Here is a 21,819-nt window from a genome sequence, read left to right on the forward strand (position 1 = left end):
GTCTACTTCCCCGCTCCACCAGCGGCACCGGCGGTCTCCAGTTCCGCGAGGAACCGGTCGACGGTGCCACGACGGCGCGCCTCGTCTTCGAGCGACTCACCGACGATGCGGCTGGCCAGCTCCACGGCGTTGCGGCCCATGTCGGCCCGCAGCTCGGCGATGATCTGCGCCTTCTGGGCCTGCAGCTGGGCCTGCCCCTGGGCGACGATGCGCTGGGACTCGGCCTCCGCCTCGGCCCGCAGCTCCGCCTTGATCTGCTCGGCTTCGAGCCGGGCGTCGTCGCGGATCTTCGCGGCCTCGGTCCGGGCGTCCTGCAGCTGCGCCCGGTACTTGGCGAGCGCCTCCTCGGCCTCGGCCTGGGCCTTCTCGGCCTTCTCGATGCCACCCTCGATCATCTGGGCGCGCTCTTCGTACGCCGCTTCGAAGCGCGGAACGACGTACTTCTTGAGGACGAACAGCAGGATGAGGAAGGCGACGAGCCCGAGGATGACCTCGGGAATGTGCGGGATGATCGGGTTGGGCGCCTCTTCGGCGGCCAACACCAGGTCCGTCTTCAGCACAACGTCTCCTTAAGCGATGAGCTAACCGAACTCAGGCGGCGGAGGCGATGAAGTAGATGACGATGCCGATCAGGGCGAGGACCTCGGTCAGCACGAAGGTCGAGAAGCCGATGCCCTGCAGCTTGCCCTGCGCCTCCGGCTGACGCGCGGTGCCGTTGATGACGGCGGCGAAGATCAGACCCACACCGATGCCCGGGCCGATCGCGCCCAGGCCGTAACCGATGGCGGCGAGGCCGGGGTTGATGTTGGCGGCCTGCTCCGCGGCCTGGGCCAGAACGATGTTGCTCACGTGCGTTTCCCTTCACTTCGGTCCACGCGCTCGCGTGGATCGGGGGCTTGTGTTTCTCAGTGCTCCGACGCCAGCGCGGCGCCGATGTACCCGGCCGACAGCAGGGCGAAGATGAAGGCCTGCAGCACCTGGATGAAGGCCTCGAGGAAGGTCATCAGGATGGCGAAGATGAACGCCACCGGCGAAACCAGCTTCAGCCCGAAGCCGTCGGTCTCCGTCAGCAGGAAGCTGCCGCCGAGCGTGAACACCATGATGATGAGGTGCCCGGCGAACATCGCGGAGAAGACTCGGATGGCCAGCGTGGCCGGCGCGATGAAGAACTTCTGCGCGAATTCGATGGTCGAATACAGCGGCAGCACGAAACCGGGGATGCCCGGCGGCGCCAGTTCCTTCCGCAGGTAGCCCCCGAAGCCGTGGCGCTTGAACCCGACGTAGTGGTACACGGGGTAAACGACCAGGACGGACAGCGCCAGCGGGAACCCGATCCGCGCCATCGTCGGGAACTGGAAGAACGGGATGATCCCGAACAGGTTGTTCACCAGCACGAAGACGAACAGCCCGAGGACCAGCGGGATGAACGGCTTGAAGTCCTTCGAGCCGATCTGTTCCCGCGCGATGTTGTTGCGGCCGAAGTTGTAGATCGATTCGGCGATGAACTGTCCCTTGCCGGGGACGACCTTCAGCTTCCGGGACGCCAGCATGAAGTAGGCGACGATGATGACCAGCGAGATCACCACGAGCAGCATCGGCTTGGTGAAGCTGCCCCAGTACCCGGAGCCGAAAAGAGGCGGCAGGTTGAAGTCCGCCACACCGGGGGGCGTGAATGTGCCACCCTCGGTCAGTACCAGCGCGCCCACTGGGCTCCTTCCGGTTCTCCCGGCCGGCGTTCACTCCGCCGGGGGAATCGTCACGATCTGGACTTAACGTACCCGATACGTATCGGGACGTCGGAGGCGGCTACCCCACGGTCCGCAGAACACACCTTCACGTTCTGCACACGGGGTTGTCTCGCGTGAACACTGCCCTGCGGTCTACTTCGGACCAGCGGCGAAGAGGCGGAACTACACGGTCGCCACACTGCTGATCGCGGTTCGTCTTAGGGAGCGTGCGGCCGAGGCCGCCACCCTTGACGCGGACCATACCAGCAGGTCAATCAGTGCCGTACACGCGTACTCCATACCCACCGATCAGCCCAGGACCTAAGTCCCGGGTCGATCCGGGACCCTGGTCCGGGACCGGACAGGACCCGCTCGGCAACGGTGCAGGCGAGGGGTCCCGGCCCGTTTTCCGGCCGCGCACGAAGGCGCACTTTCGTGACGCCGGTCACACTCAAGCGGCCGCAGCGCGATTCACGGTGAGTAACGGAAGCGCGCGGCAAAACGGACGGGCTTCAGGAGGGGATGATCGTCGGGATCTTGGTCTTGCGGAAGGCGGCGAACTCGGCCGCCGCGGCCACCAGGATGGCGACGATCATGGTGATGCCGAGCGACATCGGGTGCAGCGCGGTGACGCCCTTCAGCAGCGTCAGCGCGCCGAACAGCAGCACGACCTTCACGACGTACCCGCCGAGCGCGATGACCATCACGAACATCGGGTCCTGGCCCGCGCTGAACCGCATCAGGCCGAGCGTCGACAGCGACGCGAGCATCGCCAGCACCGCGCCGACGAGCGAGCCGAGGAAGCCGGGCAAGCCGTTGAGGATGCTGAAGAGCACGATGCAGACGAGCACCGCGGGCGGGGTGACGAGCAGCGAAGCCTTCGTCATCGCGCGGGCGGCCTGCAGCACCACCTTGGCGTGCGGGTTCTCCTGCGCTTCGGTTTCGGTCTCGCTCACGGCTGGCTCCCTGCTCGGTTCAGCCACCGAGTGTAGAGAACCCGGCCGGTCAGGTTCCGGGCTGGTTGCGCGAGCGCAGCCGCGGGACGATCGAGACGACCACCGCGAACACGAGCCCGGCCCCGATGATCCAGAGCGCGGCGGCGTCGTCGAACAGCGTCACCGAGACCGCGCCGAACGCCAGGATCCCCGCCCACAAGTAGATGAGCAGGACCGCGCGGCGCTGGGAGTGGCCGATCTCCAGCAGGCGGTGGTGCAGGTGCATCTTGTCGGCCGCGAACGGGCTTTCGCCGCGGCGCGTGCGGCGCACGACCGCCATGATCAGGTCGAGCAGCGGGACGAACAGCACCGCCGCCACGACCACCAGCGGCGAGAGCAGCGCGATCGCGTCCTTGCCGCTGAACTGCGGGTACGGCACACGACCGGACGCCGAGGTCGTCGCGCCCGCGAGCATCAGGCCGATCATCATCGACCCGGAGTCGCCCATGAAGATCTTCGCGGGTTGGAAGTTGTACGGCAGGAACCCCAGACACGCTCCGGCGAGCGTGGCCGCGATCAGCGCCGGCGGGTACGTGCCGACGTCGCCGCCGGAGCTGTCGAGCAGGCCGAGGGAGAACGCGCACGTCGCCGCCGCGGCGATGAAGCCGAGACCGCCGGCCAGCCCGTCGAGGCCGTCGACGAAGTTCATCGCGTTGACCATCACCACGACCATCACGACGGTGAGCAGCGCGCCCTGGTTCTTGTCGAGCACCAGCACCGAGCCGAACGAGTCGCCCTGCCCGCCCCACGGCACCCAGAACGACACCCACTGCACGCCGAAGATGACCAGGATCCCGGCGCACATGACCTGGCCGGCCAGCTTCGTCCAGGCGTCGAGCTCGAACCGGTCGTCGAGCGCGCCGATGAGCGAGATGACACCGGCGGCGAGCAGCACGCCGACCGAGTCGAACGACGCGTCGAAGCCGTGCGACAGCGCGGGCAGCTGGTGGGCCAGGCCCATCGCGCCGGCGACGCCGAGGAAGATGCCGATCCCGCCCATCCGCGGGATCGGGGCGACGTGGACGTCGCGCGCCCGCGGGTTGGCGATCGCGCCGACGCGGATCGCGAGCCGGCGCACGAGGCCGGTGAGCAGGTAGGTCACGGCCGTCGCGGTCAGCGCGACGAGGATGTATTCCCGGATGGGGAGGAGACCGGATGTGGGCGGCACGGGGTGTCACGCTCGCGGGGTGGGGGTCACCCGCGACACGCTATCGTGCCGCGGTTTCCGGGCTGATCCGGCTTCAGGCCAACGTTTCCGCGGGCACACCGAGCACCTCCGCGATGGCCGTCTTCGTCACCGCGCCCTCGCGCAGCACGACCGGTTCGGTGCCGGTGAGGTCCACGATGCTCGACGCGACGGGCTCGCCGCTCGAGCCGCCGTCGAGGTAGACCGCGACCGAGTCGCCGAGCTGTTCCTGCGCCTCCTGCGCGGTGCTGGCCGGCGGGCGCCCGGAGACGTTCGCGCTCGAGACGGCCATCGGGCCGACGTCGCGAAGGAGTTCGAGGGCCACCGGGTGCAGCGGCATCCGCAGCATGACGGTGCCGCGCGCGTCGCCGAGGTTCCACTGCAGACTCGGCGCGTGCGGGAGCACGATGGACAGATCGCCCGGCCAGAAGGCTTCGATGAGCGCACGAGCCTGCGGCGGCACGCCGAGCACAAGGCCGTCCACAGTGGACCAGGACCCGACGAGCACCCCGACCGGCATGTCCGGCCCGCGGTTCTTCGCCCGCAGCAGCGCCTGCACGGCACCGGCGTCGAAAGCGTCGGCACCGATGCCGTAGACGGTGTCGGTGGGCAGGACGACCAGCCTGCTCGACCGCACCGCCCCCGCGGCGGCCGCCAGTCCGTCGGCCCGGGACTCCCGCTTGCTGCAGTCGTAGACCACGCTCATGGGGGCCAAGGGTAGTCCGGCGGCCGAAGGGGGCGTTCGCCGCGTCACACCCGGCGGCCCCGCCCGGCCCGGCCGCCTTGGGGGCGCCCCCCGTCTTCCACGCTACCGGCGAGCACCGACAGTTTCCGGCGCTCCCGGGCCGCGTGGCCGAAGTTGTCCACAACGCTCGGCCAAACGGCTGGGCCGCACGCCGGCGCGCGGCCTGACCCGGCTGCGCGCCGGGCTGACAACCGGCCAGACTTTCGTCGTGGGGCAAGCGGGTAAACCTCGCCGCGAGGCAGAACCACGACAGCGTGGCTCAATACGGTCGATCTTCGGGAACCACCACCCCCGTGGGTTCCCAGTGAAGGAGCCGCAGATGCGCCCCAGAACCCCGAAAGCGCTCGCCCTGCTCGCCGCGGTCACCGTCCTCACCGGGCTCGGCGCGGGCACCGCCGCCGCCGAGCCGCTCACCCGTGGCTGGCCCGCGCCGATCGACGCCGCGCACTGGGAGAACCAGGACCACATGACCTGGTCCGACTACAAGAAGGTGCCCGGCACGAACTGGGCGGACCCCACCCTGAAGCCGACCCAGCGCACCTTCAAGGGCGCCGTCGTCCTCGCCGACTACCCCGACCAGGACTTCGTCGTCACGAAGCCGGCGAACTCGACGGTGTTCGGCAACCCCGCGCCGTCCGCCGCGAACATCCCGCGCGCGAACGTCGCGCAGTACTACCAGGACTTCCTCAACAAGCCCGAAGCGCTCAACAACGGGCACACGATCAACGAGTACTGGATGGAGGACTCCGGCGGCCGCTTCGGCGTGCAGCTGACCGCGTTCGGGCCCTACCGGATGTCCGGGAAGTCCTACGAATACGGCATGGAGTTCCAGCCGAGCGCCTGCCCGCCGGGCGCGAACTGCACCCGCGACATCCGCAAGGACGCCGGGGACGCGTGGCGCGCCGACGTCGGGGACACCGCGAACCAGTTCGACTTCGTCTTCTTCCTCTCCGCCGGCCAGGACGAGAGCTCGACCTGGCAGGAGTTCGGCGAGATGAAGTTCGGCGCCAAGGAGAACGTGCCGGACAGTTTCGGCCCGCCGAACCACGACCTGCCCAACTACGCGGCGACGCGGTACGTGCCGTGGACGTCGTGGGCGTCGGCCGCCAGCATCTGGCCCAACGCCCAGGACGGCAGCTCGGTGCAGGCCGAAAGCTCCGGCCAGTCGACCTACGCCCACGAGTTCAGCCACATCCTGGGCATCGGCGACAACTACAACAACCCGTTCGGGGTGCCGCCGTCCCGCAGCTACAGCGGGCCGTGGGACATGCTGTCGCGCGGCACGTTCAACGGGCCCGGCGGCCCGCACACGCGCTGGCAGATCCCGGCGACGCAGGGCAGCTCGATGGGCGCCCAGCACCAGCTGCGCAACAAGCTGAAACTCGGCATCGTCGACCCGGCGGACGTCCTGCAGCTCGACCGCAACGAGCTGGCGAAGACCGGTCCGGTGTCCGCGCGCATCACCGCCCGTGAGACGGAGGCGCAGCCCGGGGCGTTCACCGGGCTGAACATCAAGCTGACGGGCGGCGACAAGGCGCCGAAGTGCGACCGGGCGAAGGACCCGTTCTGCGACGGCGGCGGCTACGACAACTACACGGTCGAGGTCGTCGACCGGATGGGCGCGGACTCGTTCGCGCCGGACTCCGGCGTCATGATCACCAAGACGAAGAACAAGGACAACGCGCCCTTCGACTGGGTGATCGACGCGAACCCGCAGGACATCGGCATCACCGACTACACCAAGCCGGACGGCACCCCGGTGAAGATCACCATCGGTGACTACCGCCAGCTCAACGACGCGCTGTTCAAGGCGGGCACGGAGGCGGCGAGCCCGTACGAGTACACGGACGAGGCGAACCGGCTCCGGTTCCTGATCACCGACCTGGCCCGCGACCGCCACGGCGTGCTGTCGTACTCGGTGACGGTGGCCTCGCTGGACGGCTCGGGCAGCCAGTCCCGCGGCGCGGCGGTGACCCCGGCGCTGCCGGCGTTCGCCCGCGGCGGCCTCGCGACGTGCGACTTCGGCCTGCTCAACACGGGGTCGGCGCAGGGCGCGAAGGCACCGTACGACACGGACACGTACCGGTTGAGCGTGTCGACGGACGCGAAGGGCTGGGAGGTCCGCCTGCCGAACGAGCTGGCGACGGCGAAGTTCGGCGGCCACGTGAAGGTCCCGGCGTACGCGAAGCGCGGGGCGCGCGGTGATTTGGCGGCCCGGGTGAAGCTGACGGCGACCTCGGTGAGCGACCCGTCGAAGACGGCGACGGCGAGCTGCACGGCGTTCGGCTTCTAGCCGGAGTCCGGAGGGGGCTGTGGACAGCCCCCTCCGGGCCACCCGGAATCGTCGGTGCTCCCCGGTAACGTGGGAACGGGGGCTGCTCAGCCCGCGTCCGGCGCCGCTTCGGCCTCTTCGACGAGTTCGACCAGCTCCGCGATGTGCTGCCGGGCCCCCTCGTGACCCGGAAGCCACTCTTCGACCGCGGCCGGCAGCTTTTCCCGGATCACCTTCATGACCTCGGCCCCCTGCTCCGCGGTGTAGCTGCTCAGTGAGATGAACGCGTATCCCCCGGCGACGAACTCCCGCAGGTCCGCGGCAAGGGCTGGGTCCTCGACCTCGTCCGCGAGAAACCCCAGCACTCGCAGGAGCATGCCGCGGCTCGGATTCCAGTCGAGGAACCCCAAGTCGCGCTTGCCTCGGGGATCGACGACGAACACGGCGGACATGGCTCAGCCCAGCCTTCGCGCCGTGACGAACCGGGCTCGCCCGGTCAGGTCCGCGTGGTCCTCGACGCCCGTCAGCACCCGACGGGCCCGGACCAGCGCCGGGACCGCCGACCCGTGCGTGTCGTCGTGCTCGATCGCCAGCCCTCCTCCGGGCCGCAGGAGCCGGGAGCCCGCCGCGATCGCGTGGCGGATCACCGCCAGCCCGCTCTCCTCCGCGAACACCGCGCGCGGTGGGTCGTGCTCCGCGACCTCCGGGGGCACCGGGGTGCCCTCCGGGACGTACGGCGGGTTGCACAGCACCAGGTCGACCAGGCCGTCCAGCTCGGCGAACATCGTCGGGTCGCCGATGTCACCGGAGTACAGGCGGATCGGGGTGTTGCCCGCGTCCGCGTGGACGTCCGCGTTGTGGCGCGCCCAGGCCAGCGCCTGCGGGTCGACGTCGACCGCGTAGACCACCGCGTCCGGCCGCGCGTTCGCCACCGCCAGCGCCAGCGCGCCCGAGCCGGTGCACAGGTCGACCACCACCGGGAACTCGCGGCCCTGCAGGAACTTGACGCCCCACTCGAGCAGCAGCTCGGTCTCCGGCCGCGGTACGAAGACCCCCGCGCCGACCGCGACCGTGATCTCCCCCAGCGCCGCCCAGCCCGTCAGGTACTGCAGCGGGATCCGCTTCGCGCGCTGCTGGACGAGCTGGCCGATGGCCTCGATGACCGGCGGGTCGACCAGCGGCACCATCGGCAGCCGCCCGCGTTCGACGCCGAGCACGTGCGCCGCGATCACCTCGGCGTCGAACCGCGGCGACTCGACACCCGCCCGTTCGAGAATCCGGGTGGCCTCGATGATGGCCAGGCGCAGCGGCTGCCGATTCACTCGTCGTCCTTCACCTCGTCGAGCCTGGCACACCAGGCGGAACTCCCCCGTCAGGACACGCGCCGGTCCTACGCCGTCCAGCGTATCGAGGCCCCCTCACCGGCATGACAAACAGCCGCGAAACACCGGTCACCGCCACAATGGATCCGCGCGGGGACGCTCCCGGTGCCGCCACCGCGCGGATATCCTGGCCGGAGCGTCACCGATCACCGAGACGCCGACCCACCGGGAGCGCCAGTGCCGACCGAGCCGACCACGCGCCGCCGGATCGCGTTCATCTTCCCCATCTACAACGAGGAAGCGAACATCGACCTGCTCCACCGCACGGTCGACGAGGTGACCGCGCCCCTGGCCGGGCGCTACGCCTTCAGCTTCATCTACGTCGACGACGGCAGCCGCGACGCCTCCCTCGACCGGCTCACCGAGCTGGGCGCGCGCGACGCCCGGGTCACGGTCGTCGAGCTGTCCCGCAACTTCGGCCACCAGATGGCCGTCACCGCCGGGCTCGACCTGGTCGACGCCGACGCCGCGATCATCATGGACAGCGACCTGCAGGACCCGCCGCGGGTGGCCCTCGAGCTGCTCGAGAAGTGGGAAGAGGGCTACGAGGTCGTCTACGCGCAGCGCCGGTCGCGCCGCGATTCGCCGTTCAAGCGGTTCACCGCGAGCGCGTTCTACTGGTTCCTGCAGAAGATGGCCGCGGTCGAGATCCCGAAGAACACCGGCGACTTCCGGCTGGTCGACCGCAAGGTCGTCGACGAGCTGCGCAAGTACCGCGAGCGCGACCGGTTCCTGCGCGGGCTGGTCAGCTACGTCGGCTTCCGGCAGACGGCGGTGCTGTTCGACCGCGACCAGCGCAACGCCGGCGTCACCGGCTACCCGCTGACGAAGATGCTCCGCTTCGCCGCCGACGGCATCCTCGGGTTCTCGACCACGCCGCTGCGGATGATCACGCGGATGGGGTACCTGATTTCGCTGCTGAGCTTCCTCGGCGTGCTCTACGTCGTCGGCGTGAAGCTGTTCGCGCCGGAGACCGCGGTGCCCGGCTGGGCGTTCATCACCATCGCGATGTTCTTCCTCGGCGGCATCCAGATCATCATGCTCGGCGTGCTCGGCAGCTACATCGGCCGCACGTATTCCCAGGTCCAGAACCGGCCGTTGTACACGGTGGCGTCGGTGCGGACCGGTGCCGGAGACCGGAGCGCCGTCCAATGAGGTTCGTCACCGCCACGCAGGTCCGGTTCGGGATCGTCGGCATCGGCAACACCCTGGTCGACGCGCTGGGCTACGCGCTCCTGGCGACGCTGGGCGTGCCGACGTTCGTCGCCAACTTCATTTCGACGACCGCCGGCATGCTGCTGTCGTTCACGCTGAACCGGAACTTCACCTTCCGCGCGAAGGACGGCGACATCCGCAAGCAGGCGCTGCTGTTCTTCGGCGTGACGGCGTTCGGGCTCTGGGTGGTGCAGTTCGGCGTCATCACGCTGGTCAGCCGCCTGTTCCCGGGGATCAACCTGCTGGTTCCGAAGGGCGCGGCGATCGTCGTCGGGCTTTTTTGGAACTACCTGCTCTACCACTACGTCGTGTTCCGGCACCGGCCCGTTTCGCCCGTTCCCGGTGCGGCACCCGTCGACTCTGCGTGATCTCGTACGCTCTTCCGAGTGCGATTCCGTGAACTGCGCTTCGGCTTGGGCGTCTTCGTCCTTTCCCTCGGCGTCCTGCTGCTCCGGTTCCTGGTGCCGCGACCGGTCGGGATGGCCGACAACGGCGACGGCTGGCGCCTGCTGTGCGACCTCGGCGGCCGGCACCCGGAGCTCAGCTCCGAGTTCTACGTGCACTTCAGCTACGGGCCGGGTTCGGCCTGCAAGAGCGACTACATCTCCAGCCAGGCGTGGCTCGACTGGTTCGCGAGCAAGCTCGGCAAGGTGCTCGGCTCGTCGGCGGAGCTCAACCTGCTGGTGCTCGGCGCGATCACGTGCGTGCTGGTCGCGGTGGGCGTCGCGGCGACGGTGCTCGGCCTGGACCTGAGCCGCCGCAACCGCGTGATCGCCGCGGTGCTCCTGCTGCTCGTGATGGCCGACTCGGCGTTCTTCGGCTACTTCGCGTCGGTGCTCAGCGAGGGTGCCGGGTTCGTCGGCATGCTGCTGATGGCCGGTGGCCTGCTGCTGATGAGCCGCACGGGCGCGGCGCGGTACTGGGGCGCGGCGCTGACGGTCGGGGGCGCGCTGATCGGCCTGAACGCGAAGTCGCAGACGCTGCTGCTGATCCCGCTGTTCGTGCTGGCGCTGGCGCTGGTCAAGCCGCTCGGCAAGCGCGGCTGGTCGCGGTGGCTGCTGCCGCTGGGCGTGCTGGTGGTCGTCGGCGCGGGGACGGCGGCCGTGCAGTCCCACGGCGACCCGGCCAACGCCGAGTACCGCGAAGCGAACATTTACCACGTGGTGTTCGACAGCATCGTCGACGGCAAGCACGACACGGACGCCGACCTGGCGGCCCTGGGCCTGCCCCCGAGCGCGAAGAAGTTCATCGGCACCGGCTGGTGGGCGGCGCACCCGTGGACGGACGCGGACTACAACGGCTTCCGCGACAAGATCAGCCGCCGCAACGTGGTGCGCTACTACGCGGCCCACCCGCAGCGCACGCTGCAGATCCTCCAGCAGGGAGCGGTCGACACGCTGACGGCGCGCCCGTCCCGGCTGGGCAGCTTCGCGGAGTCGTCCGGACTGCCGCAGATGGCGCAGGAGTACCGGGTGCCGGTGTTCTCCGGGCTGTCGAAGCTCGCGGCGCCGCTGGGGCTGTTCGTGCTGGTCCCGTTCTGGCTGCTGATCGGCTGGGCGGGCGTGCGGGCGTTCCGCCGGCACCGCCGCGAGTACGGGATCGTGGTGTTCTTCCTGCTGCTCTTCGCGATCGGGCAGTTCGGGCTGTCCGCGCTGGGCGAGGGCGTCGAGGGCGTGAAGCACCAGCTGCTGACGCTGTTCCCGACGTTCCTGGCGTTCGTGTTCGGGGTCATCAGCCTGTTCCCGAAGCCGGCGAAGCCCGAGCCGGAGCCGGAAGAGGCTCCGGACGAGCAGCCGACCGAGATCTTCGAGGCGTTCCGCGAACCGGAGAAGCCCGCCGTCCGCTGAGACGGCGGGCCGGGGGCTCAGCCCGCCGAGGCGGCCAGCCGCTCTTCGCGGTCCGCGGTCGCCAACGCGTCCAGCACGCCGTCCAGGTCGCCGTCCAGGACCTGGTCCAGGTTGTACGCCTTGTAGTTCACCCGGTGGTCCGAAATGCGGTTCTCCGGGAAGTTGTACGTCCGGATCCGCTCCGAGCGGTCGACCGTGCGGACCTGCGACTTGCGGGCGTCCGACGCCTTCGCGGCCGCCTCTTCTTCCGCGATCGCCTGCAGGCGGGCCTGCAGCACCTGCAGGGCCCGCGCGCGGTTCTGGATCTGGGACTTCTCGTTCTGGCAGGACACCACGATGCCGGTCGGCAGGTGGGTGATCCGGACCGCCGAGTCCGTCGTGTTGACGCTCTGGCCGCCCGGGCCCGACGACCGGAACACGTCGATGCGCAGGTCGTTCGGGTCGATCTCGACCTCGACCTCCTCCGGCTCCGGGTAGATGAGCACCCCGGACGCCGACGTGTGGATCCGGCCCTGGGACTCCGTCGCCGGCACGCGCTGGACGCGGTGCACGCCGCCCTCGAACTTCAGGCGCGACCAGACGCCGTCGACGACCGCCGACTTCGTCTTGATCGACAGCGTGACGTCCTTGAAGCCACCCAGGTCGGAGTCGACCGAGTCGAGGACCTCGGCCTTCCAGCCGTGGCGCTCGGCGTAGCGCAGGTACATGCGCAGCAGGTCGCCGGCGAACAGGGCCGACTCCTCGCCGCCCTCGCCGGACTTGATCTCCATCACGACGTCGGAGCCGTCGTACGGGTCGCGCGGCAGCAGCAGCTCGGTGAGCTTCGACTCCAGCTCGGGGATCTTCGCGCTCAGCTCCTCGGCCTCCGCGGCGAAGTCCGCGTCCTCCGCGGCCATCTCCCGCGCGGCCGCGAGGTCGTCGCGGGCGGTGTCGAGCTCGTGGACGGCGCGGATCACCGGCGTCAGCTCGGCGTAGCGGCGGCCGAGCTTGCGGGCGCGCGCCTGGTCGGCGTGCACCGCCGGGTCCGCCAGCTGGGTCTCCAGCTCCGCGTGTTCGGCGAGCAGCCCCTTGAGCGAGCTCGAATCCACCTCTGCCACCTCTCAGCCCGGGGGAAAACGACAAAAAACGACGCCCACTCGCGCGAGCGAGTGGGCGTCGTCGGAAAAGCTACTTGGCGTCGGCGTCCTTCTTCTGACGCTTGCCGTAGCGAGCCTCGAAGCGCGCGACCCGGCCACCGGTGTCCATGATCTTCTGCTTGCCCGTGTAGAACGGGTGGCAGTTCGAGCAGATCTCGACGTGGATGCTGCCGCTGGTCTTGGTGCTGCGCGTGGTGAAGCTGTTGCCGCAGTCGCAGTTCACGTTCGTGACCACGTACTCGGGGTGAATACCGCTCTTCATGGTGTCCTCTCTCGTTGGCTCCGGGTCCCCAGTCGTTCCGCGGGGTGAACCGGTGCCGGACTTCAGCGGATGATTCTGCCAGACGGGCAGACGCTCAGTGGAACGCACCCCGCTGACCTGGTATTCCGAACGTGCCGGAGGCCTCCCCGCGGCGAAGCGGGGAGGCCTCCGATGAGCACGTTCAGTCGTCCTCGCCGCCGCCGAGGGCGGTCTTCGAGACCTGCATCAGGAACTCGACGTTCGTCTTCGTCTTCCGCAGGCGCGAGATCAGCAGGTCGATGGCCTGCTGCGAGTCGAGCGCGTGCAGCACCCGGCTCAGCTTCACCGTGACCGCGAGCTCGTCCGGCGAGAGCAGCAGCTCGTCCTTGCGGGTACCGGACGGGTTGACGTCGACCGCCGGGAACACGCGGCGCTCGGCGATCTTCCGGTCCAGCTTGAGCTCCGCGTTACCGGTGCCCTTGAACTCCTCGAAGATGACCGTGTCCATCGTCGAGCCGGTCTCGACCATCGCCGTGGCGAAGATGGTCAGCGAGCCGCCGTTCTCGATGTTGCGCGCCGCGCCGAGGAACCGCTTCGGCGGGTACAGCGCGGTCGAGTCGACACCACCGGACAGGATCCGGCCGGACGCCGGGGCCGCCAGGTTGTACGCGCGGCCCAGCCGCGTGATCGAGTCGAGCAGCACGACGACGTCGTGGCCCATCTCGACCAGGCGCTTGGCCCGCTCGATCGACAGCTCCGCGACCGAGGTGTGGTCCGACGGCGGCCGGTCGAAGGTCGAGGCGATGACCTCGCCCTTCACCGAGCGCTGCATGTCGGTGACCTCTTCCGGACGCTCGTCGACCAGGACGACCATCAGGTGGCACTCGGGGTTGTTCGTGGAGATCGCGTTCGCGATGTCCTGCATGATCGTGGTCTTGCCGGCCTTCGGCGGCGACACGATCAGGGCGCGCTGCCCCTTGCCGACCGGCATGATCAGGTCGATCACGCGGGTCGTGAGCTTGTGCGACTCGGTCTCGAGGCGCAGCCGCTCGTTCGGGTACAGCGGGGTCAGCTTGGTGAAGTCCGGCCGCCGCTTGGCCTCGTCCGGCTCCAGGCCGTTGATCGAGTCGACGCGCACCAGCGGGTTGAACTTCTGCCGCTGCTGCTCGCCCTCGCGCGGCTGGCGCACGACGCCGGTGATGGCGTCACCGCGGCGCAGGCCGTACTTGCGGACCAGCGAAAGCGACACGTACACGTCGTTCGGGCCGGCGAGGTAGCCGGAAGTCCGCACGAACGCGTAGTTGTCGAGCACGTCCAGGATGCCCGCGACGGGCAGCAGGACGTCGTCCTCGCGGATCTCGGTGTCCGGCGAACCACCCTGCTCGCGCCCACCGCCGGAACCCCGGCGGCGACGGTCGCGGAAGCGACGGCCGCGACGGCCGCCCTCTTCGTCGTCGTCCGGCTGCTGGTTGCGGTTGTCCTGGCCGCCGCGGTTGCCGCCGTCCTGCTGCTGGTTGCGCTGGCGGTCGCCGCGGTCGCCACGGTTGCCGTCCTGGCGGTTGCCGTCCCGGCCGCCGCCCTGGCCCTGCTGGCGGTCGCGGTCGCGGTTGCCGCCGCCCTGGCCCTGCTGGCGGTCACCCTGCTGGCGGTCGCCACCGCCCTGCCGGTCACCCTGCTGGCGGTCGCCCTGCTGACGGTCGCCGTCGGGCGAGCCGGCGGCGCGGTTCGAGCCGCGACGGCGACGGCCGCGGCCGCCCTCCTCGGGCTGGCCGTCCTGGCCCTGCTGGCCGTCCTGCTTGTCCTGCTGCGGGCGCTCGGCCTGCGGCTGGGTGTCCGCGGGAGCCGCGGCCTCGGCCTTCGGCTCCGGCTTGCTCTCGACCGGGGCGACGGGCGCCTCGGCCTTGGGCTCGGCCTTCGGGGCCGACGCCTTCACCGGCTCGCCGACGCCCTCGAGGGGCAGCGTCTCGGCGGCCGGACGCTTGCGGGACTTGCCCTGGCGCTCGCGGATCGCGGCGATCAGGTCGCCCTTGCGCATGCCCGTCGTCTCGCCGACGCCGAGCTCCCCAGCAAGCGAACGCAGTTCGGCGACGGTCTTACCGGTCAGCCCGCCGACCGTCCGCTTGGGAGCGGGGGCGGTGCCGTTCGTCTCGGCCGTGCCGCTCACGTCGCTCAAAAGATCGGTGTTGCTCACACATGTCCTTCCTGACCGATCCACGCCTCCAGGCGGATCAGCGGACTGCCGCTCGCTTCTGATCGCGAACCGGCGTATCTGTCCCCCGATACGGGAGATGAGCTCTTCGGCCGTGCGGAACACAGCTGGAGCGCCTCCACCACAGGGGTTTGCGTCCTCCATTCGGAGGACACGGAATTCGGCACCGCCGAAACCGGAAACCCGCCTGCGTTCATCCGCGTTACCCCGCTCGCCAGGCGGTGCGGATTCGGCGGATCAACGAAGGATGCGATCCCGGAGGACCGGCATCGGGTGCGGAAACGCACGGTGATCGAACGCCCCCGAGGGTAGACCGCGGCGGTTCCGGGTGCAACAACCACCCCCCGCGTGGCGGGCGTGTGACCCGGCCTTCACCGGGCCGCAACCTGCACACCCGAAAGATCCACGGGCAGCTCGAAGACGTCGAACCCCTCAACGTCGACCCCGGGCGGCAGTATTCCCGTGGTGGTCAGCGCGAGCACCGTGGGACCCGCGCCGGACACCGCGGCGGCCACTCCCCGTGCACGCAGCGTCGCCACCAGCTCGCCGCTCGCCGGGTACGCGGGGGCGCGGTAGTGCTGGTGCAGGCGGTCTTCGGTGGCCGCGAGCAGCAGGTCCGGCTTCGCGGTCAGCGCCCGGACGGCGAGCGCGGCGCGGCCGGCGTTGTGCGCGGCGTCGGCGTGCGGGACGGTCGCCGGCAGCAGGCCGCGCGTGGTCGCGGTGGCCGAGCGGACGGCCGGGACGGCCACGACCGGCCGGATCGACGCGTGCGGCGCGAGGCGCTCGGCGTGGAACTCGCCACCCTCGCACCAGGCGAGGACGAATCCGCCGAACAGGCTCGCCGCGGCGTTGTCGGCGTGCCCCTCGAAGCCGGCGGCGAGCTGGAGCGCGCCGGAGGCGTCCAGTTCCCGGCCCGCGAGCGCGTAGCCGGCGGCGACGCCGGACACCACCGCGGCGGCCGACGAGCCGAGGCCGCGCGCGTGCGGGATCGCGTTGTGGCAGCGCAGGTGCAGGCCCGGCGGCTCGGCACCGAGGTGCGCGCACGTCTCGCGGATCGCCCGGACGACCAGGTGGGTCTCGTCGGTGGGGACGTCCTCGACGCCGCCCGCGCCGGCGTCGACCACCTCGACCTTGAGGCCGCTGTCGATGACCTGCACCTCGACGACGTCGTAGAGGCCCAGGGCCATGCCGAAGGCGTCGAAACCCGGCCCCAGGTTCGCCGTCGACGCCGGGACGGTGACCTTGAACGCGCCGGTCACCGCAGGTCCAGCGCCGCCGCGACCGCCGAGGGGTCCACCGCGAGGGGTTCGACCTCGACGTTGCCCGCCAGGGCCGTCTGCGGGTCCTTCAGGCCGTGCCCGGTCACCGTGCAGACCACGCGCGACCCCTTCGGGAGCCGGCCGTCGGCGGCGGTGGCCAGCAGGCCGGCCACGCTGGTGGCCGACGCCGGCTCGACGAACACGCCCTCGCGCCCGGCCAGCAGCCGGTAGGCCTCGAGGATCTTCTCGTCCGTCACGGCTTCGAAGAGGCCGTTCGACGCGTCCTTCGCCTTGACCGCGGCGGTCCAGGAGGCCGGGCTGCCGATCCGGATCGCGGTCGCGACCGTCTCGGGGTCCGCCACCGGCTCGCCGTGCACGAGCGGGGCCGCGCCGGCGGCCTGGAAGCCGAACATCCGCGGGGTGTTCTTCACCACACCGTCGGCCGCGTACTCCGAATACCCCGCCCAGTAGGCGGTGATGTTGCCCGCGTTGCCGACCGGCAGGCAGTGGATGTCGGGCGCGGTGCCGAGCACGTCGCAGATTTCGAACGCGGCAGTCTTCTGGCCGGCGATGCGCACCGGGTTGACCGAGTTGACCAGGGTGACCGGGTAGTCGGCCGCGGTCTTGCGGGCCAGCTCGAGGCAGTCGTCGAAGTTGCCGTCGACCTGCAGGATCCGGGCGCCGTGCAGCACGGCCTGGGCGAGCTTGCCCATCGCGATCTTGCCTTGGGGCACCAGCACGGCGCAGGTGAGGCCGGCGCGCGCGGCGTAGGCGGCGGCCGAGGCGGAGGTGTTGCCGGTCGACGCGCAGATCACCGCCTTGAGCCCGCTGGCGAGCGCGTGCGTGATGGCCACGGTCATCCCGCGGTCCTTGAACGAACCGGTCGGGTTGGCGCCCTCGACCTTGAGGTGCACCTCGCAGCCGGTCAGCTCGGACAGGTACCGCGCGGGCAGCAGCGGCGTGTTGCCTTCCCCGAGCGTGACGACCTGCGCGCCGTCGGGAACCGGGACGCGGTCGCGGTAGGCCTCGATGAGTCCGGGCCAAGGGTGCCTGATCACTGGTCTTCGCCTTCCACCCGCATCACGCTGACAACTTCGTGGACGACGTCGAGCTTCGCGATTTCGTCCACAGTGGACTGCAAGGCCGCGTCCGGCGCCTGGTGCGTCACCACGACCAGGCTCGCGCGGTCGCCGACGTCGCTCTGCCGCACGGCCGCGATGCTCACCCCGTGCCCGGCGAACGCCTGCGCCACCTGGGCGAGCACCCCGGCGCGGTCGGCCACGGAAAGGCTTACGTGGTAACGGGTCGGCGTCTGGCCCATCGGCCGCACGGGCAGCGCCGCGTGCGCGGACTCGCGCGGCCCGCGGCCACCGGCCACGAGGTTGCGGGCCACCGCGACGAGGTCGCCGAGCACCGCGCTCGCCGTCGGCGCGCCACCCGCGCCTTGGCCGTAGAACATCAGCTCGCCGGCGGCGTCGGCCTCGACGTAGACGGCGTTGAACGCGCCGCCGACCCCGGCCAGCTGGTGGCTGCGCGGGATCATCACCGGGTGCACGCGGGCGGAAACCGACTCGACGCCGTCGTCGTCGGTCACGCGCTCGCAGATCGCCAGCAGCTTGACCGTGCGGCCCAGCCCGCGGGCCGCCGCGAGGTCGGACGCGGTGACGTCGGCGATGCCTTCGCGGTGGACGTCCGAAGCGGTCACGCGGGTGTGGAAGGCCAGCGACGCGAGGATCGCGGCCTTCGACGCGGCGTCGTAGCCGTCGACGTCGGCGGTCGGGTCGGCCTCGGCGTACCCGAGCCGGCTGGCCTCGTCGAGCGTCTCGGCGTAGCCGGCGCCCGTGGAGTCCATCGCGGACAGGATGTAGTTCGTGGTCCCGTTGACGATGCCCATCACGCGCGTGATGCGGTCGCCCGCGAGGGATTCGCGCAGCGGGCGCAGCAGCGGGATGGCGCCGGCGACCGCGGCCTCGAAGTAGAGGTCGGCGCCCGCGGCGTCGGCCGCCTCGAACAGGTCGGCGGAGTGCTCGGCCAGCAGGGCCTTGTTCGCCGTGACGACCGACTTCCCGGCCTTCAGCGCGGCGACCAGCCAGCCGCGCACCGGCTCGATGCCGCCGACCAGCTCGACCACGACGTCGACGTCGTCGCTGGTCACGAGCTTCTCCGCGTCGGCGGTCAGCAGCTCCGGCGGCAGCTCGGGGTGCTTGTCCGGGCGGCGGACGGCGATGCCGGCCAGCTCGACCGCCGTGCCCGCCCGCGCGGCGAGCTCATCGGCCTGCTCGGTGAGCAGCCGGGCGACCTCACCGCCGACGGTCCCGCAGCCGAGCAGGGCGACGCGCACGGCCCGGCGTTCCTCTGGGGCAGCCACTGTGTTCAGACCTCCAGGCGCAGCATGTCGTCGGTCGTCTCCCGCCGCAGCAGCAGCCGGGGGCTGCCGTTGCGCACGGCGACCACGGCCGGGCGGGGCTGCCGGTTGTACGTGCTCGCCATCGAGTAGCAGTAGGCACCGGTCGCCGCCACGGCCAGCAGGTCGCCGGGAGCCAGCGTGTCGGGCAGCCAGCAGTCTCGTACGACGATGTCGCCGGACTCACAGTGTTTTCCCACCACGCGGGACAGTACGGCCTGCACCGGGCGGCCGGCGTCTTCCGCGGAGCGGGAAACCAGCCGGACGTCGTACACGGCGTCGTACAGCGCGGTCCGGATGTTGTCGCTCATCCCGCCGTCGACGCTGACGTAGCGGCGGACCGCGTCGTCGCCGAGCGAGACGTCCTTGATCGTGCCGACTTCGTAGAGCGTGACGGTGCCGGGACCGGCGATCGCGCGGCCCGGCTCGCCCGCGATGCGCGGCACCGGCAGGCCCGCGTACGCGCACTCCTTGCGGACGATCTCGCGGATCTGCGTGATCATCTGCGCCGGCGGCGGCGGGTTGTCCTTCTCGGTGTAGGCGATGCCGAAGCCGCCGCCGAGGTCGACCAGGCTCAGCTGGTCGAGCAGCTCGGGGCCGTGCTCCTTGGCGAGGTCGGCGAGGAGCCCGACTACGCGGCGGGCGGCGACCTCGAAGCCGTCGGCGTCGAAGATCTGCGAGCCGATGTGGCTGTGCAGGCCGACGAGCTTGAGCGACCGCGCGTTGAGCACCCGGCGCACGGCCTCGGCGGCGTCGCCGCTCGCGAGGGAGAACCCGAACTTCTGGTCCTCGTGGGCGGTCGCGATGAACTCGTGGGTGTGCGCCTCGACGCCGACGGTGACCCGGATGAGCACCGGCTGCACGACGTCGTGGCGCGCGGCGATGTCGCCCAGCCGGGCGATCTCGAAGTACGAGTCGAGCACGATCGTGCCCACCCCGGCGACGACCGCGGCCTCGAGCTCCGCGGGCGACTTGTTGTTGCCGTGGAAGGTGATCCGGTCGGCCGGGAAGTCCGCGCGCTGCGCCACGGCGAGCTCGCCGCCGCTGCAGACGTCCAGGCTCAGCCCCTGCTCGGCCACCCAGCGGGCGATCTCGATGGAGAGGAACGCCTTGGACGCGTAGTGCACGAGCGAGGGGTCGTCGAACGCCTCGGCGTAGTCCGCGCAACGGGACTTGAAGTCGGCTTCGTCGACCACGAACAGGGGCGTGCCGTGCTTCTCGGCCAGCTCGCGGACGTCGACCCCGGCGATCCGCACGACACCGTCGGCGGCGCGGAAGGTGTTGCGGGGCCACACCTTCGCGGGGAGCTTGTCGAGCTCCTCGGCTCCCGACGGCTGGAGCCCGGAGGTGTCGGCGTGGGGGTAGACGTCGGCGTGCCTGGGGCCCGCGGGGTGCGCCATTTCTTACATCCGTTCCGGAGCGGAGACACCGACCAGGGCGAGGCCGTTGGCGAGCACCACGCGCGCCGCCTCGCAGAGAGCCACCCGGGCGTGGTTGGCCGGGGTGGCCGGCTCGTCGCCCTTGGGCAGCACGCGGGCCTCGCGGACCGCGTAGAACTTGTGGAGCGCGCCCGCGAGGTCTTCGAGGTAGCGCGCGATCCGGTGCGGTTCCCGCATTTCGGCGGCGCGGCGCACCGTCTCGGGGAACTCGCCGATCGTGCGGATCAGGTCGCCTTCGACCGGCAGCGTCAGCAGCCCGAGGTCGACGTCCTCAGTGGACTTGAGGCCGAGATCGCTTGCCCCGCGCAGCATCGTGCACAGCCGCGCGTGCGCGTACTGGACGTAGTAGACGGGGTTGTCGTTGGAGTGCTTGCGCAGCAGGTCCAGGTCGACGTCCAAAGTGGAGTCGACGGAGTAGCGGATCAGCTCGTAGCGGGCCGGGTCGACGCCGACGGCCTCGACGAGGTCCTCCATCGTGATCACGGTGCCCGCGCGCTTGGACATCCGCACCGGCTTGCCGTCGCTGACCAGGTTGACCATCTGGCCGATCAGCACCTCGACCGTGGCCGGGTCGTCGCCGAACGCGGCGGCCGCGGCCTTGAGACGGGCGATGTAGCCGTGGTGGTCCGCGCCGAGCATGTAGATGCACAGGTCGAAGCCGCGGTTGCGCTTGTCCTTGAAGTAGGCCAGGTCACCCGCGATGTAGGCCGGGTTGCCGTCCTGCTTGATGACGACGCGGTCCTTGTCGTCGCCGTACTCCTTGGACTTCAGCCACCAGGCGCCGTCTTCGAAGTAGAGGTTCCCGGAGTCCTTGAGCTCCTGGACGGCCGCGTCGACCGCGCCCGACTCGTGCAGCGAGTTCTCGTGGAAGAAGACGTCGAAGTCGGTGCCGAACTCGTGCAGGCTCTGCTTGATCTCGGTGAACATCAGCTCGATGCCGATCCGGCGGAACGTCTCGTGGCGCTGCTCTTCCGGCAGCGACAACGCGCTCGGCTCGGCCTTGATGACCTCGGCGGCGATGTCGTTGATGTAGCCGCCCGCGTAGCCGTCCTCCGGCGCGGGCTCGCCCTTCGCGGCGGCGATCAGGGACCGGACGAACCGGTCGATCTGGGCGCCGGCGTCGTTGAAGTAGTACTCGCGCGTGACGTCGCCGCCCTGCGCGCCCAGCACGCGGCCCAGCGCGTCGCCGACCGCGGCCCAGCGCGTGCCGCCCAGGTGGATCGGGCCGGTCGGGTTCGCCGAGACGAACTCGAGGTTGATCTTCGTCCCGGCCAGCGCGTCCCCGCGGCCGTACGCGGCGCCGGCGTCCAGCACCTGGCGCACGATGTCGCCCTGCGCGGCCGCGGCGAGCCGGAAGTTGAGGAAGCCGGGGCCCGCCACCTCGGCCGAGTCGACACCGTCGTCGGCCGAGACCGCTTCGGCGAGCGCCTCGGCGAACTCGCGCGGCTTCAGCCCGGCCTTCTTGGCCACCTGCAGCGCCAGGTTCGTCGCGTAGTCGCCGTGGTCGGGGTTGCGCGGGCGTTCGATGGTCACCTGCTCCGGCAGCACGGTGTCGTCGATGCCGCGTGCGGTCAGTACCTGCACGGCGGAGCTGCGGACCAGGTCGGCGAGAGCGGCGGGAGTCACCTGCCGAATTCTAGGTGTGCCCTGGTCGGGCGCTCGCAGCGGTCTCGGGGATGTCACGGCGGGCGGGTTCGTGAGGTGTTAACGGTGATCAGACGGGTGGTCTCTACACTGGCCGGGGCGGGAATCCGTCCGCAGC

Annotated in this window: 20 protein-coding genes; 4 read left to right on the plus strand and 16 right to left on the minus strand. The window is 70.5% G+C overall.

The genetic code is table 11. The features are described from left to right. Nucleotides 1-2 precede the first annotated feature (2 nt). The 6 genes from BLV96_RS14120 to BLV96_RS14145 all read right to left on the minus strand — a co-directional run bounded on the left by BLV96_RS14120 (nucleotide 3) and on the right by BLV96_RS14145 (nucleotide 4,614). Nucleotides 3-560, minus strand: a complete 558-nt coding sequence (locus BLV96_RS14120) for a F0F1 ATP synthase subunit B (protein ID WP_086672647.1) — start codon at nucleotides 558-560, stop codon at nucleotides 3-5. 31 nt (nucleotides 561-591) lie between these two features. Next, on the minus strand, nucleotides 592-849 hold the full coding sequence (locus tag BLV96_RS14125; RefSeq protein ID WP_033261340.1) for an ATP synthase subunit c family protein: 258 nt from the start codon (nucleotides 847-849) through the stop codon (nucleotides 592-594). A 56-nt stretch (nucleotides 850-905) separates the two neighbouring features. Beyond that, nucleotides 906-1,706: a F0F1 ATP synthase subunit A gene (gene atpB, locus BLV96_RS14130; RefSeq protein WP_086672649.1), complete on the minus strand. Its 801-nt coding sequence runs from the start codon at nucleotides 1,704-1,706 to the stop codon at nucleotides 906-908. Nucleotides 1,707-2,239: 533 nt separating this feature from the next. Continuing rightward, nucleotides 2,240-2,683, minus strand: a complete 444-nt coding sequence (locus BLV96_RS14135) for a Cg1360 family ATP-synthase-associated protein (protein ID WP_086672652.1) — start codon at nucleotides 2,681-2,683, stop codon at nucleotides 2,240-2,242. Nucleotides 2,684-2,732: 49 nt separating this feature from the next. Continuing rightward, the gene (locus BLV96_RS14140; protein WP_086672654.1) at nucleotides 2,733-3,890 is read right to left on the minus strand and encodes a glycosyltransferase family 4 protein; all 1,158 of its coding nucleotides are present in this window, start codon (nucleotides 3,888-3,890) and stop codon (nucleotides 2,733-2,735) included. 73 nt (nucleotides 3,891-3,963) lie between these two features. Next, nucleotides 3,964-4,614, minus strand: a complete 651-nt coding sequence (locus BLV96_RS14145) for an L-threonylcarbamoyladenylate synthase (RefSeq protein ID WP_086672656.1) — start codon at nucleotides 4,612-4,614, stop codon at nucleotides 3,964-3,966. A 358-nt stretch (nucleotides 4,615-4,972) separates the two neighbouring features. Between BLV96_RS14145 and BLV96_RS14150 the strand changes: the two genes are divergently transcribed. Continuing rightward, a complete protein-coding gene (locus BLV96_RS14150; protein ID WP_086672658.1) occupies nucleotides 4,973-6,946 on the plus strand; it encodes a M6 family metalloprotease domain-containing protein in 1,974 nt (657 codons plus the stop codon). An 86-nt stretch (nucleotides 6,947-7,032) separates the two neighbouring features. Here BLV96_RS14150 and BLV96_RS14155 read toward each other — a convergent pair whose 3' ends face one another. Both BLV96_RS14155 and prmC read right to left on the minus strand, forming a co-directional pair. Next, nucleotides 7,033-7,377, minus strand: coding sequence for a hypothetical protein (locus tag BLV96_RS14155; RefSeq protein ID WP_086672660.1), 345 nt, complete (start codon nucleotides 7,375-7,377; stop codon nucleotides 7,033-7,035). Between the two features lie 3 nt (nucleotides 7,378-7,380). Then, nucleotides 7,381-8,247 carry a peptide chain release factor N(5)-glutamine methyltransferase gene (gene prmC / locus BLV96_RS14160; RefSeq protein ID WP_086672662.1) on the minus strand — a complete coding sequence of 289 codons (867 nt, stop codon included), beginning with the start codon at nucleotides 8,245-8,247 and terminating at the stop codon, nucleotides 7,381-7,383. A 237-nt stretch (nucleotides 8,248-8,484) separates the two neighbouring features. Between prmC and BLV96_RS14165 the strand changes: the two genes are divergently transcribed. Genes BLV96_RS14165 through wsfD form a run of 3 tightly spaced genes read left to right on the plus strand, consistent with a single transcriptional unit; the run spans nucleotide 8,485 to nucleotide 11,369 of the window. Beyond that, on the plus strand, nucleotides 8,485-9,462 hold the full coding sequence (locus tag BLV96_RS14165) for a glycosyltransferase family 2 protein (protein ID WP_086672664.1): 978 nt from the start codon (nucleotides 8,485-8,487) through the stop codon (nucleotides 9,460-9,462). Further along, entirely contained in the window at nucleotides 9,459-9,890 is a 432-nt protein-coding gene (locus BLV96_RS14170) for a GtrA family protein (protein ID WP_086672666.1), read from the plus strand. Before BLV96_RS14165 ends, BLV96_RS14170 begins: the two co-directional genes overlap by 4 nt. An 18-nt stretch (nucleotides 9,891-9,908) precedes the next feature. Continuing rightward, nucleotides 9,909-11,369: a glycan biosynthesis hexose transferase WsfD gene (gene wsfD, locus BLV96_RS14175; protein ID WP_086672668.1), complete on the plus strand. Its 1,461-nt coding sequence runs from the start codon at nucleotides 9,909-9,911 to the stop codon at nucleotides 11,367-11,369. A 17-nt stretch (nucleotides 11,370-11,386) separates the two neighbouring features. Here wsfD and prfA read toward each other — a convergent pair whose 3' ends face one another. The 8 genes from prfA to argS all read right to left on the minus strand — a co-directional run bounded on the left by prfA (nucleotide 11,387) and on the right by argS (nucleotide 21,683). Next, complete coding sequence (gene prfA / locus BLV96_RS14180) at nucleotides 11,387-12,457, minus strand: peptide chain release factor 1 (protein ID WP_086672671.1); 1,071 nt, start codon at nucleotides 12,455-12,457, stop codon at nucleotides 11,387-11,389. Nucleotides 12,458-12,536: 79 nt separating this feature from the next. Next, on the minus strand, nucleotides 12,537-12,767 hold the full coding sequence (gene rpmE, locus BLV96_RS14185; protein ID WP_086672673.1) for a 50S ribosomal protein L31: 231 nt from the start codon (nucleotides 12,765-12,767) through the stop codon (nucleotides 12,537-12,539). Nucleotides 12,768-12,948: 181 nt separating this feature from the next. Continuing rightward, a complete protein-coding gene (gene rho / locus BLV96_RS14190) occupies nucleotides 12,949-14,937 on the minus strand; it encodes a transcription termination factor Rho (RefSeq protein WP_086672675.1) in 1,989 nt (662 codons plus the stop codon). A gap of 389 nt (nucleotides 14,938-15,326) precedes the next feature. Then, the gene (gene thrB / locus BLV96_RS14195; RefSeq protein WP_086672677.1) at nucleotides 15,327-16,214 is read right to left on the minus strand and encodes a homoserine kinase; all 888 of its coding nucleotides are present in this window, start codon (nucleotides 16,212-16,214) and stop codon (nucleotides 15,327-15,329) included. Then, nucleotides 16,211-17,272 carry a threonine synthase gene (gene thrC, locus BLV96_RS14200; protein ID WP_086672679.1) on the minus strand — a complete coding sequence of 354 codons (1,062 nt, stop codon included), beginning with the start codon at nucleotides 17,270-17,272 and terminating at the stop codon, nucleotides 16,211-16,213. Before thrC ends, thrB begins: the two co-directional genes overlap by 4 nt. Further along, entirely contained in the window at nucleotides 17,269-18,582 is a 1,314-nt protein-coding gene (locus BLV96_RS14205) for a homoserine dehydrogenase (protein ID WP_425266176.1), read from the minus strand. The genes thrC and BLV96_RS14205 overlap by 4 nt, the downstream gene beginning before the upstream one ends. A 5-nt stretch (nucleotides 18,583-18,587) precedes the next feature. Next, entirely contained in the window at nucleotides 18,588-20,018 is a 1,431-nt protein-coding gene (lysA, locus tag BLV96_RS14210) for a diaminopimelate decarboxylase (RefSeq protein ID WP_086672684.1), read from the minus strand. 3 nt (nucleotides 20,019-20,021) lie between these two features. Further along, nucleotides 20,022-21,683, minus strand: a complete 1,662-nt coding sequence (argS, locus tag BLV96_RS14215) for an arginine--tRNA ligase (protein WP_086672686.1) — start codon at nucleotides 21,681-21,683, stop codon at nucleotides 20,022-20,024. Nucleotides 21,684-21,819 lie beyond the last annotated feature (136 nt).

It is taken from the genome of Amycolatopsis pretoriensis (assembly GCF_900107925.1).
Classification (GTDB): Bacteria; Actinomycetota; Actinomycetes; order Mycobacteriales; family Pseudonocardiaceae; genus Amycolatopsis; species Amycolatopsis pretoriensis.